The sequence below is a fragment of the Actinacidiphila alni genome (genome assembly GCF_900112845.1).
Taxonomy (GTDB): Bacteria; Actinomycetota; Actinomycetes; order Streptomycetales; family Streptomycetaceae; genus Actinacidiphila; species Actinacidiphila alni.
In genome coordinates, this window is the sequence record NZ_FONG01000013.1 from 192,172 (window position 1) to 205,534 (window position 13,363).

Annotated in this window: 13 protein-coding genes; 4 read left to right on the plus strand and 9 right to left on the minus strand. The window is 71.2% G+C overall.

Translation table 11 applies throughout. The features are described 5' to 3' along the window. Positions 1 to 14: 14 nt before the first annotated feature. From BM076_RS22240 to BM076_RS22255, 4 genes are all read right to left on the minus strand, one after another. On the minus strand, positions 15 to 287 hold the full coding sequence (locus BM076_RS22240) for a hypothetical protein (protein ID WP_093715415.1): 273 nt from the start codon (positions 285 to 287) through the stop codon (positions 15 to 17). Next, on the minus strand, positions 284 to 1,813 hold the full coding sequence (locus tag BM076_RS22245) for an FAD-dependent oxidoreductase (RefSeq protein ID WP_177246554.1): 1,530 nt from the start codon (positions 1,811 to 1,813) through the stop codon (positions 284 to 286). Before BM076_RS22245 ends, BM076_RS22240 begins: the two co-directional genes overlap by 4 nt. Before the next feature lie 215 nt (positions 1,814 to 2,028). Further along, positions 2,029 to 2,703, minus strand: a complete 675-nt coding sequence (locus tag BM076_RS22250; RefSeq protein ID WP_177246555.1) for a ferric reductase-like transmembrane domain-containing protein — start codon at positions 2,701 to 2,703, stop codon at positions 2,029 to 2,031. A gap of 454 nt (positions 2,704 to 3,157) precedes the next feature. Next, the gene (locus BM076_RS22255; protein ID WP_093715418.1) at positions 3,158 to 4,030 is read right to left on the minus strand and encodes an aldo/keto reductase; all 873 of its coding nucleotides are present in this window, start codon (positions 4,028 to 4,030) and stop codon (positions 3,158 to 3,160) included. 259 nt (positions 4,031 to 4,289) lie between these two features. Between BM076_RS22255 and BM076_RS22260 the strand changes: the two genes are divergently transcribed. Both BM076_RS22260 and BM076_RS22265 read left to right on the plus strand, forming a co-directional pair. Next, the gene (locus BM076_RS22260) at positions 4,290 to 5,261 is read left to right on the plus strand and encodes an aldo/keto reductase (RefSeq protein WP_093715419.1); all 972 of its coding nucleotides are present in this window, start codon (positions 4,290 to 4,292) and stop codon (positions 5,259 to 5,261) included. Next, on the plus strand, positions 5,258 to 5,893 hold the full coding sequence (locus BM076_RS22265) for a TetR/AcrR family transcriptional regulator (RefSeq protein ID WP_218160107.1): 636 nt from the start codon (positions 5,258 to 5,260) through the stop codon (positions 5,891 to 5,893). Before BM076_RS22260 ends, BM076_RS22265 begins: the two co-directional genes overlap by 4 nt. A gap of 12 nt (positions 5,894 to 5,905) precedes the next feature. On the opposite strand, the gene BM076_RS22270 is transcribed toward BM076_RS22265, so the two are convergent. Further along, positions 5,906 to 7,540, minus strand: a complete 1,635-nt coding sequence (locus BM076_RS22270; protein ID WP_093715420.1) for an FAD-dependent monooxygenase — start codon at positions 7,538 to 7,540, stop codon at positions 5,906 to 5,908. Between the two features lie 52 nt (positions 7,541 to 7,592). After that, positions 7,593 to 8,273, minus strand: coding sequence for a TetR/AcrR family transcriptional regulator (locus BM076_RS22275; protein WP_093715421.1), 681 nt, complete (start codon positions 8,271 to 8,273; stop codon positions 7,593 to 7,595). A gap of 479 nt (positions 8,274 to 8,752) precedes the next feature. On the opposite strand from BM076_RS22275, the gene BM076_RS22280 reads away from it, so the two are divergent. Beyond that, positions 8,753 to 9,373, plus strand: a complete 621-nt coding sequence (locus BM076_RS22280) for a response regulator transcription factor (RefSeq protein WP_143120610.1) — start codon at positions 8,753 to 8,755, stop codon at positions 9,371 to 9,373. Here the strand turns inward: BM076_RS22280 and BM076_RS22285 are convergent. From BM076_RS22285 to BM076_RS22295, 3 genes are all read right to left on the minus strand, one after another. After that, positions 9,350 to 10,831 (minus strand): amino acid adenylation domain-containing protein, encoded by a 1,482-nt coding sequence (locus tag BM076_RS22285; protein WP_093715423.1) that lies wholly within the window; start codon positions 10,829 to 10,831, stop codon positions 9,350 to 9,352. The two genes, BM076_RS22280 and BM076_RS22285, sit on opposite strands and share 24 nt — an antisense overlap. After that, positions 10,828 to 11,961 carry an acyl-CoA dehydrogenase family protein gene (locus BM076_RS22290; protein ID WP_093715424.1) on the minus strand — a complete coding sequence of 378 codons (1,134 nt, stop codon included), beginning with the start codon at positions 11,959 to 11,961 and terminating at the stop codon, positions 10,828 to 10,830. Before BM076_RS22290 ends, BM076_RS22285 begins: the two co-directional genes overlap by 4 nt. 69 nt (positions 11,962 to 12,030) lie before the next feature. After that, a complete protein-coding gene (locus BM076_RS22295) occupies positions 12,031 to 12,741 on the minus strand; it encodes a thioesterase II family protein (protein ID WP_093715425.1) in 711 nt (236 codons plus the stop codon). 298 nt (positions 12,742 to 13,039) lie between these two features. Between BM076_RS22295 and BM076_RS36740 the strand changes: the two genes are divergently transcribed. Then, complete coding sequence (locus BM076_RS36740) at positions 13,040 to 13,333, plus strand: phosphopantetheine-binding protein (protein WP_093715426.1); 294 nt, start codon at positions 13,040 to 13,042, stop codon at positions 13,331 to 13,333. Positions 13,334 to 13,363 lie beyond the last annotated feature (30 nt).

Sequence of the window (13,363 nt, forward strand, 5' to 3'; positions counted from 1 at the left end):
CGCCGCTTGCGGGCTCAGTGGGCCAGCGGCGGGCGGGAGGTCGCGGGCGGCATCCAGTACGACGGGGACGGCGACGGCCCGGAACGGACCGTCGGCGGTCTGCTCGGCGGCATCGGGGCCGCCGTGAGCAGCACCCTGCCGTACGCGGCCATCGCCGCCGCCATGACGACAAGGATCACCAGCCAGCGCAGGTGCAGCCGCGCGGGCACGCTCAGCAGCCACGACAGGACCCCGCCGGACAGCAGCAGCCCCGAGTGCCGCCTGCGGCCGGTGGCCCGGCGGCTCATCGGTGCCCCCTGCGTCCGGCCGGCCGGGCATGCGGCAGCGTACGGCCGATCTGGTCGCGGTAGTCCAGGAGTTCGAGCGGCATGTCGAAGGCGACGGCGGCCACGATCTGCGCGCCGTACGCCGTCTGCCGCGAATACCGCACCACGAAGCGCTCGGAGCGCAGCGAACCCTCCACGATCTCGGTGTCCGTACCGAGCGCCGGGATGCCGACCGCCTGGATACGGGTGCCGTGCTGCTCGGACCAGAAGCGCGGCACCGGGGTGAAGCGGGCGGCTCTGGCCGGTCCGCGCAACAGCGAATCGGCGGCGTGCTGCCCCATCTCCACGGCGTGGATGAGGTGTTCGACCCGGCGCGGCTCGGCGTCGAACCGCGGATTGGGCCACCGGGCGACGTCCCCGGCCGCCACGATCTGCGGGACGGTGCGGCCCCACTGGTCCACGACGTGACAGGTGGGGCCGCACAGCACACCGTCGGAGATCTCCAGACCGCTGCCGCGCAGCCACTCCGTACGCGGGCTGCTGCCCAGCCCCAGGACGACGAAGTCGCAGTCCAGCACGGTCCCGTCGTCGAGCCGCAGCCGCAGCGCGTCGCCGTGGTCCTGCCATTCGGTGATCTCGGTGCTCAGCCGTACGTCGACGCCCGCGCGGCGCTGGAGCGCGCCGACCACCGCGCCGACCCTGGCCCCCAGCACCCGGCGCAGCAGCGGCGCGCTGTGCACCACGAGCGTGACGTCCATGCCGTTCTCCCGCGCGGTGCAGGCCAGTTCGCAGCCGACGAAGCCGCCGCCGACGATCACCACATGGCGGGCCCGCGCGCTGTGCATTGCCCGCCGCACGGCCGCGGCGTCCTCGATGGTGCGCACGGTACGCACCCGGTCGCTGAAGACCGGTGCCTCCGGCAGCCGCTTGGCGTCCACACCGGTCGCCAGCACCAGCCCGTCGTACGGCAGGAATTCACCGCCACGCAGCTCGAGGGCGGACGCCACCGCGTCGAGTCCGGTCAGCTGGGTGTCCAGCAGCCAGTGCGCGTCCAGCGCCTCGTCGGCGCGGAAGAGCAACTGCGCTTGCGAGAGCCGCCCCGACAGATACTGCTTGGACAGCGGCGGACGGCTGTACGGCCGGTGCGGCTCCTCGCCGACGAGTACCAACTCGCCGTCGAAGCCGCGTTCCCTGAGCCGGGTCGCGGCGCTCAGCCCCGCGAGGCCCGCGCCCGCGACGACGATCCGCCGCAGACTCGACCGCGCCGCCGAACCGCTGCGCAGCGGGCGGGCCGGCGGCCGGCCGATGGCGGCGGGACCGCCCGACGGGCTCTGGCCGCCGTGCACGGCGATGGCCTGCATCGGACAGCACCGCACGGCCTGGCGGGCCTTGGCCGCGTAGGCGGCGGGCACGCTGCGGGTGTAGTGCAGGGAGCCGCTCTCGGCGATCCGGAAGACCTCGGGTGCCTCCTGCTGGCAGATGCCGTAGATGTGGCAGCGGTTGTTGTCGACGCTGATCCGTACCGGCTCCGCCTCGGGTACCAGCACGGGCCGCGCGGGCGCGAACGCGTCGGTGTGCAGAGGCCGTTCGGCGGGACGGGCCGGGACGGCCGGTGCCGGACCCGGGCGCGGCGGGCGGGGCGCCGGCGGCCGGGCGGGCCGCGGGGGAACGGCCACGGGTACGGGCCGGGCGGCGGCGGTGGCAGGGGAGGGCCCGGGCGGCCGGGGCGCCGCGGGGATCCGGCCGGGGAAGGGCGGTTGGGTCATCCGGCGGCCCCCGGCTTGCCGATGAAGGCGCGCTGTCTCAGCCGGGAGCGGGACGGGAAGGCGCGGATCAGGAAGGCCAGCAGCACCGTGCCCGCGCCGGCGGCGACGCCCACCGAGACCAGATTGAGGTGCCGCGGCTCGGGGTGCACGAGGAAGACGTGCAGCCAGATCAACGCGAACGACAGATAGGCGAACTGATGGGTCCTCAGCCAGCGGTGGTAGCCGAGCCGGCGTTGCAGCCACACCGAACAGCCCACCGCGATGGCCAGTTCGGTCCCGAGGATGCCGAAGCCCACCGGGAGGCGCTGCACCCCGCCGGTGAACGGCACGGTCAGCTCGCGGGCGCCGATCCGCCAGATCGGCTGGTAGAGGAAGGTCGCGCCGTGCACCACGCCGAAGATCATCGCGGACAGTGCCAGCGTCATGTGGGCGCCGTAGAACGTCGCCCGGTTGACGGCCTGTTGCAGGAATCTCAACCGCAGCAGAACGCCGAGCACAACGGTGGCGACCATCAGCACATAGGCGATGAGAGCGGCCACCCGGGCGATTTTGTGCACACCCGCGTCGTACGCCACATGCTTGTCGTACGCGTCGAGCGGCGAACCGGGGATCGGAGCGGCGGCGGACGCGTTCCGGGCCAGTAACAGCCCCGCCGCGAAAAGCGCTCCCACCGAGAAAAGCACCAGCAGAAGACGGAATGTGATCGTGGGCGAGAGGGCTCGCCTACAGCTGTGGAACGCCGTGATCGTGACCATGGCATGACTCCTCGCATCGACGCGCCTGTGGAACAGATAGGGCGAAGACATGGGGAAGAAACCCGGAGTCGCACCGGCCCGTTACCTTTTCGTGCATTTCGCAGATGAATGCGGCAAAGGCGTTCGGGGCAGGCTTCCTTCGGGTCCTTTCCCCGGAAGGACACGCTGCTTCGGCGGCAGACGCTACACCAAGTTCCGCGCCGGGTCGATGCATGGCCAACACGGCCGAGTGGGCCTTGATATGACGCTAAATCACCTTTGAGGGCCCCGAATCCGGTATTCGGGGCCGACCGTCGTCCTATGCCCGGAACTATGCCGGGACCTATACCTGGGCCTATGCCTTGGCCTACGTCTTGTCCTGCGCCCGGACTTATGCCTGGACGGCCCGGGTCAGCGCGTCGAATTCCGCGTCCGACAGCGTCACGGAGGCCGCCGCGACGTTGTCCTCGAGATGCGCGACGCTCGACGTGCCCGGGATCGGCAGCATCACCGGCGAGCGGCGCAGCAGCCACGCGAGTGCGAGCTGGGACGGGGTGGCGCCGGTCTCCCGGGCCAGGTCGGCCAGGGCGCCGCCGGGCTTGGCCAGCTCCCCGGTGGCCAGCGGGAACCACGGGATGAAGGCGATGCCCGCGGCCTCGGCGTGGTCCAGCAGCGCCTCGGACGAACGGTTGGCGAGGTTGTACAGATTCTGCACGGACGCGATTTCCGCGACCGCCCTGGCCTGTTCGAGTTGGTCCACGCTCACCTCGGACAGCCCGATGTGCACGATCTTGCCCTCCTCCTGGAGCAGCTTCAGCTCGCCGACCTGGTCCGCGAGCGGCACCTTGGGGTCGATGCGGTGCAACTGGAACAGATCGATGTGGTCGAGGCCCAGGTGCCGCAGGCTCATCTCGGCCTGCTGCCGCAGATACTCGGGTCGGCCGAGCGGCCGCCAGTCGCCGGGACCGGACCGGGACAGGCCCGCCTTCGTCGCGATCACCAGATCGTCGGCGTAGGGGTGCAGCGCCTTCTTGATCAGCGGCTCGGCGACGACCGGGCCGTAGGAGTCGGCGGTGTCCAGGAAGGTGACGCCCAGCTCGACCGCGCGGCGCAGGACGCGTACGGCCTCGTCCGGGTCGCGCGGGTCGCCCCAGACGCCGGGACCGGTGAGCTGCATGGTGCCGAAGCCGAGCCGGACGACGGGGCGGTTGCCGCCGAGCAGGAAGGTGCCGGACGGGGCGGCGGAGGGGGAGGTGACGGTCATACGAGGTGCTCCTTGGTGGTGCGTGGGGGGCTTTACGGGGACGGGCTTCGCGGGGACGGGGGCAAGGTGGCGGTCCGACGACCGCACCCTGTGGTGAAGCCACCGACCGCCCGGTTTCTTCCCGGACGGCCGTTGTGCCGTGCGGGAGCGCCAAATAAACTGAACGTCCGGTTCATTTCACGGGCGGCCCGGGCCCGCGTCGCCGAGGCGCGCCGTACGGCCGACAGACCCGTGCGACCTTCGAGGAGGCGGCATCCGTATGCGGTACACGCGACTGGGAGCGACGGGTCTTGAGGTGTCGGCCGTCAGCCTCGGCTGCATGAGCTTCGGCGCGGCGGACCGGGGCAATCATCAGTGGACCCTCGACGAGGACGCCAGCCGCGCCATCATCCGGCAGGCGCTCGACGCCGGGGTCAACTTCCTAGACACCGCCAACGTCTACAGCGACGGCAGCAGCGAGGAGATCGTCGGCCGGGCGGTGCGCGACTTCGCCGCACGCGACGACGTGGTCATCGCCACCAAGGTGCACGGCCGGATGCGGCCGGGGCCGAACGGCGGCGGACTGTCCCGCAAGGCGATCCTCAGCGAGATCGACAACAGCCTCAAGCGGCTCCAGGTCGACCACGTCGATCTGTACCAGATCCACCGGTGGGACCCGGAGACCCCGCTGGAGGAGACCCTTGAGGCACTGCACGACGTGGTGAAGGCGGGCAAGGCCCGCTACATCGGCGCGTCCTCGATGCACGCCTGGCAGTTCGCCAAGGCGCTGTACACCGCGGACCTGCACGGCTGGACCCGCTTCGTGTCGATGCAGAACCACTACAACCTGATCTACCGCGAGGAGGAGCGCGAGATGCTCCCGCTCTGCGCGGACCAGGGCATCGGCGTCATCCCGTGGAGCCCGCTGGCCCGCGGCCGGCTGACCCGCGCCTGGGACGCGGTCACCGCGCGTACCGAGACCGACGAATTCGGCAAGACGCTCTACCACGACGACGACCGGATCATCGTCGAGCGCGTCGCGGAACTGGCCGCCAAGCGCGGCGTCCCGGCCGCGCGGGTCGCACTAGCCTGGGTGGAGCGGCACCCGGCGGTGACCGCGCCGATCGTCGGCGTCACCAAGCCCGGGCACCTCACCGACGCGATCGCGGCCCTCGACCTCACGCTGGACGACGACGAGGTCGCCTATCTGGAGGAGCCGTACGTCCCGCACGGCGTGGTCGGCTTCCAGTGACCGGGACCCGGCCGCCCGGGGGAGCGCCCGCGCGCCCCGGGCTGCTGGCCCACCCCACCACCCCGCGCAGCCTGCGGGTCCACGACGCGGCGCTGCGTGCGGCGGCCGAACTCCTGGCCGAGGGCGGTTTGCCCGCGACCACCATGGACGCCGTCGTCGCGCGGTCCGGCGTCAGCAAGGCGACGCTCTACAAGCACTGGCCGTCCAGGACCGCCCTGGCGGCCGAGGCGTTCGGCCTGCGGATGGCCGACGCCGCCGCGCCGCCGGACACCGGCAGCGCGCGCGGCGACCTGACCGAGCACCTGCGGCAGGTCAGCGCCCTGTACGCCGGCGATCACGGCCTGGTCTTCTCCCAGCTGCTCGCGGCGTGCGTCATCGACCCCGGCGCCGGCAGCTACTTCCGGGAGTTCTTCCTCCAGGGCCGCAGGGACGCCGTCGCCGAACTGTGGCGGCGCGCCCTGGAACGCGGCGAGGCGGACCCGGACATCGACGGGGAGACGGCCATCGACCTGCTCTTCGGCCCGCTGGTGTTCCGTCTGATGGCCGGTCACCTGCCGCTGACCCGGCAGGAGGCCGACCGGATCGCGGCCGCCGCGCTCGGCGGCCTGCTGCGCCGGCCCCCGCCGTCCTGACCATCGTCTTGATCAGCGAGAGAGAGCCGCCAGCCGCTCCCGTACCCCGGCCATGTCCCAGCCCCGCGAGCGATGGGCGATGAAACGGTCCGGCCTGATCAGGCACAGGCCGGGCCCCGAGGCGCCGAAGGCCCGGTGGCAGGCACCGTGCCGGTCACCGAGCAGCGAGCGGCTCAGGTCGCCCCGGTCGCGCGTTCGGCTCACCGCCAGGACGACGCCGAAGTCCCCGACGGCCTCCTGGGCGGCGTGCGTCACGTCGGTGATCGTCTCCTGGTCGTCCTCGTAGCCGAGCAGGACCAGCAGCGCGTGGTCGCTGCCGCGCAGGCAGTGCCGCAAGGTGGTGAAACCCGTGCCGTCGTGCACAAAGGCGTCGGGGGAGAGATCGCCGGCTCCCGGCCGGCCCGCTCCGGACCCGTGATCGTGATCGTCGTGGTCCACCTGCGGGCTGTGCTCGTAGTCGACGAAGAGTTCGGTGACGCCGAGGGCCAGCCGGTGCCGTACGGGGTCGGCCCGGCTGATCAGGCGCAGCGCCTGGTGCCGCAGCGTACGGGCGGCCGGGGCGTGCAGCGTCGCCACCTTCGTGGCCCGGGCGGTGGCGTGCAGCACCCGGTCCGCCACCGGACGGCGCTCCTGCTCGTAGGAGTCCAGCAGCCGCGCGCCGGCCTGCCCATGGGTGACCAGCGCCAGCTTCCAGGCCAGATTGTGCGCGTCCTGGAGGCCGACGTTCATGCCCTGGCCGCCCACCGGGCTGTGGGTGTGCGCGGCGTCGCCCGCCAGCAGGATCCGTCCCTGCCGGTAGTGACCGGCCAGTGACTCGCGGACCTCGAAACGGCTCAGCCAGTCCACCCGGGACACCGCGTGCTCCGGGTGGGGGAGCGGGGTCCGCTCGGCGAGCAGCCGGGCCAGCATGTCCTCGTCGGGCTCGGGCGCGTCGCCGCCGGCGGGGATGTCGGCGATGACGCGCCAGCATCCGGTCTCCGGGAGCGGAAGCAGGACGAGGATGCCGTGGCCGCTCAGCCAGGGGTGCAGCCGGTCCTGGGGGAGATCCCAGTCCGCCGCGACGTCGGCGAGCAGGAAGGCACGGTGCAGGTCACGGTGGTCGGCGGTCACACCGGCCGCCCTCCGCACGTCGCTGTGCGCCCCGTCGCAGGCGATCAGCCAGTCGGCGCGCACCTGTTGCCCGGAGCCGTCCGGCATTCGCAGCTCCGCCGTGACACCGTTCGCGTCCTGACGGCAGGCCACCAGTTCTGTGCCGCGCTCGACGACCGCGCCCCGCTTCACGGCGGCGGATTCCAGTAAGTCCACTACTTCCGGCTGCGGGAGGGACAGCGCGAAGGGGAACGGCGAGTCGATGCCGTCCAGTTCGAGCGGGACGACGTCGTCGCGCCCGGGGTGCACGTCGATGCGGTGCAGGATCCGGCCGCGGCGCACCGCCTCCTCGGCGAGGCCGAGGTCGTCCAGCACTTCCAGGGTCCGTGCGCCCACCACCAACGCCCGGCTCTGTGTGCTGCGTTCGGTGGACCGCTCGATCAACCGAACCGTCACACCGCGCCTGACCAGCTCCTCGGCCGCCAGCAGCCCGGTGGGCCCGGCGCCGACCACCAGCACCTCGCAACTCGCGGCGTCGTCCGTGGTGTTCGCTTCCATCGTTCCTCCGTGGGACCTCGCGCGTGTCCTGCCGACACGGCCTGGGCCTCGCCTACCCCGTCGCTCCGCCGGGCTGCGGGGTGATTCGGCCGGGGAACGAATCGGGGAGCGGCCCGGGGAACGAACCGCGGATCGGGCCGTCGCCGGTGAGCGCCTTCTGGATCACCGGGGCGTACGCGGCGACCAGCGCGCGGGTGCTCGCCGACGCCAGCGGCTCGATCCTGATGATGTACCTGGCCATCACCAGACCGATCAGCTGCGATCCCAACAGGGCCGCGCGCAGGGCGCGTTGGGGCTCGGCCAGGGCCTGGGCGAGGGGGCCGAGGATCTCCCGGCCGAGGAATTCGCGCAGGATCTTGGCCGCGGTCTCGTGCGAGACGGCGGAGCGCAGCACCGCCAGCAGCGCGTCGTGCCGTTCGGCGGACTCCCACAGGCCGAGGACCGCGGTCAGCAGCCGCTCGCCCAGGGTGGCCGGGTCGCCGGCGAGCACCACCGGCATCAGTTCCATCGGCCGGATCGCCTCGTGCACGGCGGCGGCGAACACGCCCTCCTTGGAGCGGAAGAAGTGGTGGACGAGGGCGGCGTCGACCTGCGCCTCGCGGGCGATGCCGCGCACCGTCGTCCGCTCGTAGCCCAGCTCGGCGAACTTCAGCCGGGCGGCCCGCAGGATCGCGTCCCTGCTGCCGCTGCGGCCCGGTCTGCGCCCGGACCGTCTGACCCCCGCGTCTGCCATGGCCCCTGCCCCGTCGGCTTAATTCATCGGACGATGATTTTCGAGCGTAACCCCGGCCGGGGCAAACGCCAACCACCGGGCGGGCCGGGGTCGTCGGACGGCTCCGGACGGCCCTGGGGGTCTCCCGGCGGCCTGCGGCGCGGGAGAATTACCCGGGAGTGTCGGTTGAAACCCCTTTGGGGGGCATAAAGGTTACCTGTGGGTGCGGCCGGGTTTATCGTGACGCCGTTGACCTGTGACGGCGGGCTGGGCATTGCCCAATAGGGTCATAGATTTAACTCTCAATCATTGCGATTCCAAACGTTGCAGCTTGATGTTGATCACTTCTGCGTGCTACAGTCGAAATAACGTGCTGTTTGCTGAAGGTCGGGGGCTCGATGCTTCAGGATGGGATCACGAGAGTTCTTCTCGTCGACTCAAGAGCGGTTTCCCGTGTAGGGCTCAGTGTTCTACTGGGCCGGGAAACCGACATTCAAGTGGTGGGCGAGGTCGCCGATGTCCGGCAGGCTCTCCCGTGCGTGACAAGGTTGTCTCCTCATGTGGTGATCATTGACGCACAGGACGAAACGCCGAGTTTTCAATGCTCCGTCGAACAGCTCATCACGGGCGGACCCGACGGGCGTCCCAGGGTATTAGCGCTGGTCCAGAGCCTGGAGCGGTGTGCGCCGCTGTGGCAGGCGGCCGGCGCAAAAGGAGTTCTCGACAGTCAGGCCAGCCCGGAGCGGATCATCGCCGCCGTCCGGATGATCGCCGCCGGATACCGATTGGTGATTCCCACCGCCGGTGCCGCCGCACCCGCCGCCACGACCCCGGCTGTCCCGGCGCAAGCGCCGCGGCCGGAAATACCGGACGTTGATCTGGTGGCCAGCGGGATAACACGCCGCGAGCGCGACGTGCTCCAGCTCATCATCCGCGGTTACTCGAACGCGGAAATATCGGAAGCGCTTTTTCTGAGCGAGAGCACCGTCAAATCACATGTCCAGCGCATGCTGGACAAATTAGCGCTTCGTAATCGCGTGCATGCCGTTATATATGCTTACGAAAAGGGAATAGTCCGCGCCGGAGGAAACACGGAGTCATTCGCCGGAACCACTGCCTGACACCATTTTCAGCACCTGGGGGCGGTCCTTCTTGCCGTTCCCGGTGCGCGGGATCTCGTCGAAGAGACTGACGCTGTCGACGAGCATGTAGGTGGGGAGCCGCTCGGCGCTCCACCGCTTCAGCGCGAGCAGGCCGGGAGTGCTGCCCGCGGCCGGGACCACCGCTGCGTGCAGCCGCGCCGTGAGACCGGTCCCGAGCACGACCACGGCCACATCCCTGACCTGCGGATGCAGGCTCAGGACGCTCTCGATCTCGCCCAGCTCCACCCGATTGCCGCGGATCTTCACCATGTGGTCGCGGCGGCCCAGATACTCCAGCATGCCCGCGTCGTCGTAGCGCACCAGGTCACCGGTCGCGTACGGGCCGCTCTGCGGCGGCTGTCCCCAGTAGCCGAGCATCACCGTGGGCCCGGCGACCAGCAGCTCGCGTCCCGCCTGACCGGCGACCTGCGGGCCCAGCTCCAGGGTGTCGCCCGAGCACACCGCGCCGATCGGCAGCGCGCCCTCCCGCTCCAGGTCCGCGGCCCCGACCTCGTACGACGTGCAGACATTGGTCTCGGTGGGGCCGTACCAGTTGAGCAGCCGGACGTCCGGCCAGGAGGCGCGCAGCCGGTGCACATGGGCGATGGGGAAAGCCTCGCCCGCGAAGACGCAGGCCCGCAGCGCGCGCGGCGGCGCCCCGTCGAGCAGCCCGCCCCTGGTGATCATCAAGGTGAGTGCGGACGGCACCGAGTACCAGACGGTGATCGCGTGCTCGTCCATGAAACGGACGAGCTGGGCCGGCGCGTAGGCCAGCGCCTCCGGCACCAGATGGACACTCGCGCCGGCCAGGAATGCCGCGTGGAGATCGAAGACCGAGAGGTCGAAATTGAACGGCGCGTGATTCGAAAGGCGGTCCGACGGCACCAGTCGCAGTTCCGCCGCGGCCCAGCGGACGAATGCCAGCGCGTTGAGATGGCTCAGGCACACCCCCTTGGGCTCACCGGTCGAACCCGAGGTGAACAGGATGTACGCCGGGTCGTGCTCGGAGCCTTCCACGGGCGCGGGCACCGGCCGCCCGTCACCGGCCGCGAGCAGACCGTCGAACGTCACGCAGGGCGCCGCGTCCCAGCCCGCGTCGGCCGCCGCCTCGGCGCCGTCCTCGTCCGTCACCACCATCGCGGGGGTGCAGGCCGCGACGATCCGGGCCAGCCGGGACGGCGGATTGGACGACGCCACCGGCACATAGACCGCGCCCGCGCGCAGGCACGCCTGCATCAACGCGACCACATGGAGGCTCTTGGCACTCCACAGCACCACCCGGTCACCCGGCCCCACCCCGCGCGCGTCCAGCGCGGCGGCGTAGCGCCCGGCGAGGGCGTCCAGCTCACCGTAGGTCAGCCGCCCGTCGGGGGCGTCGACCGCGAGTGAGGCCGGTGCGCGGTCCGCGGCGGCGGTGACGAATTCGTGCAGCCTCACAGCCCCAACTCCTTTGCGGCGAGTTCCTTCTGGATCTCCGACGTGCCGGAGAACAGCACACTCGGCACCGCGTCGCGCAGCGCCGCCTCGATTCCGGACTCCGACCGGTAGCCGCGGCCGCCGAGAATCCGTACGGCGTCCAGCGCGCTCTCCACCGCGCCCTCGGACACCGCGAGTTTGGACAGTGCGACCGGCAGCGTCGCCCGCCCGCCCCGGTCCATCTCCCAACAGGCCCGGTACAGCAGCAGCCGGGCGCTCTCCAGCCGCAGCTTCATGTCCACCACGCGGTGCGAGACGGCCTGGAATTCGGCGAGGCGGCGGCCGAACTGCCGCCGCTCCCGGGCGAATCCGACGCATTCCTCGACCAGCCGGTCCATCAGACCGAGATAGCCCGCGAACAGGCAGGCCCGCTCCCAGCCCATCGACGTCTGGAAGATCGTCGCGCCCATGCCCTCCGCGCCCAGCACCTGGTCCGCGGGGACGAAGCAGTCCCGGAAGGTCACCGTGCCGGCCAGGCACGAGGACAGGCCCATCTTCTCGAACGGCTCACTGCGCAGCACCCCGCGGGCGTCGGCCGGCACCACGAACGCGGTCTGCCCGAGGTGCCCGGAGTCCGGGTCGCTGGTGGCATAGGTGACCAGGACGTCGGCGGCCGGGCCATTGCTGACGAAGCTCTTCTCGCCGTTGAGCACGAAGCCGCCCGGCGCCTCGGTGGCGGTCACCCGCAGCCGCGAGACGTCGGAACCCGACTCGGGCTCGGTCATCGCGTTGCCCGCGATCATCCGGCCCGACGCCAGCTCCGGCAGGAAGCGCTTCTTCAGTTCCGCGCTGCCGAATTCGGCGATCGGCACGGCGCAGGCGAACAGATGGGCACTGGCGGCGAAGACCAGGCCGGTGTCGTGGCACGTACGGCCGACGGCCTCGATGACACGTGCGGTGTCCAGCGCGCCGAGGCCGCCACCGCCGTGCTCGGCGGGCAGACAGGCGCCCAGGGCGCCGATCCGGCCGAGCGCCAGCCAGTCGTCGCGGCCCGCGGCCCTTCGGGGGCGGTCCGCGGGGAAGGCGTCGGCGGTCCGGCGCACGGTCTCCTCGTACCGCGCGGTCTGCTCGGTACTCCAACTGAAGTCCACGCTGGCTCCTGCGTCGGGGCGGAAAGGGAATGTGGTGCGGAAGGTTGGGCAAAGGCGGTGTTCCCGCGCTCACACCTTGGCGGTGAGCACATCGGCGATCGCGGCACTGAGTTCGGTGCTGCCCGTCACCATGTGGCCGCCGCGGAGGGTGCCGACCCGGCACGGCCCGGTGGTCTCCGCCGCCCAGGCCGCCAGGCCCGCCTCGTCCACGATCGGGTCCAGATCGCCGGCGAAGACATGCACCGGGCAGGACAGCAGCGGCAGCCGGGCGGGACGGCGATAGGTCTCCGTCATCCGCAGATCGGCACGGAGCGGCGGCAGGAACAGGTCGAGCAGTTCCGGGCTGTCCTCGATCGCGGGCAGGCTGCCGTCCAACGTCCGCAGGCCCCGCAGCAGTTCGGCGGCCGGCGCGTCGTACAGCGGCGGCAGGGTGTGCGGGGTCCTGGGCGAATTGCGGCCCGACACGATCAACGCGACCGGCGGCCCGGTCAGTTCGGACAACCGGTGCGCCAGCTCGAAGGCGACGACCGCGCCGAAGCTGTGGCCGTACAGCGCGTACGGTCCCTCGATCCCGGGCGCCAGTTCGGCGGCGAGGGCACGGGCCAGCGCGCCGATGTCCTGGGCAGGCGGCTCGCGTCTGCGGCTGCCGTGTCCCGGCAGGTCCACCGGCCGCACCTCGGCGACGTCGGCGAGCCGGGACCGCCACGCGTGGTACATCACGGCGCTGCCGCCGGCGTGCGGCAGGCACAGCAACTGGATCCGTCGGGCGGGAGACAGCACGGCCGCGAACCTCCTGTGATCGGGCGCGCCTGATGGTCCCTCGATCCTCGCCGCTCCGGCCGCACGCGGCGACGCCCGTGAGTACTCATCCTTAATGAGGAGCGTGACACCAAGCGGAAGCCGCGCGTCCCCCGTAAGTACGCACTTCGGGGCAGGTGTCCGGCGGCGTAATTCATCAGCTCTGGTGAGGCCCGGCCGGGGCGCCCGTGGCTACTTTTGGGGCCTGGCCGAGCCGACCGCGACTTCACGGAGTCGGGGGTTCCGCCGGGTCACACCCGTACTTCGGAGGTCGCCTCGCATGTCCGACAGTTCTGATCCGCAGCACGGCTACGACGAAGTCCTCGCGGAGCTGAAGGTGTTCGTGGAAACGCGATTCCTGCCCGAGGAGAACGAGGGGATCGAAGCCGATTCCCCGCTGCTCCAGCTCGGAATCCTCACCTCGCTGAACACCACCGAGCTGATCGCCCATATCCACGACAGGTACGGGCTGTTCATGCCGCCGGAGTACATCGTCGGAAAGAACTTCAAGAGCCTGGACACGATCAGCAAGCTCGTGGTCCGGCTGCAGACCGACCCCGCCGCGATGGCCTGACACCGCTACGACGGCACGCCCGCTGCGGCG

Coding starts and splice junctions, on each gene's coding strand:
- BM076_RS22240 (WP_093715415.1), bottom strand. CDS start 287: ATGAGCCGCCGGGCCACCGGCCGCAGGCGGCACTCGGGGCTGCTGCTG.
- BM076_RS22255 (WP_093715418.1), bottom strand. CDS start 4,030: ATGACCGTCACCTCCCCCTCCGCCGCCCCGTCCGGCACCTTCCTGCTC.
- BM076_RS22260 (WP_093715419.1), top strand. CDS start 4,290: ATGCGGTACACGCGACTGGGAGCGACGGGTCTTGAGGTGTCGGCCGTC.
- BM076_RS22270 (WP_093715420.1), bottom strand. CDS start 7,540: ATGGAAGCGAACACCACGGACGACGCCGCGAGTTGCGAGGTGCTGGTG.
- BM076_RS22275 (WP_093715421.1), bottom strand. CDS start 8,273: ATGGCAGACGCGGGGGTCAGACGGTCCGGGCGCAGACCGGGCCGCAGC.
- BM076_RS36740 (WP_093715426.1), top strand. CDS start 13,040: ATGTCCGACAGTTCTGATCCGCAGCACGGCTACGACGAAGTCCTCGCG.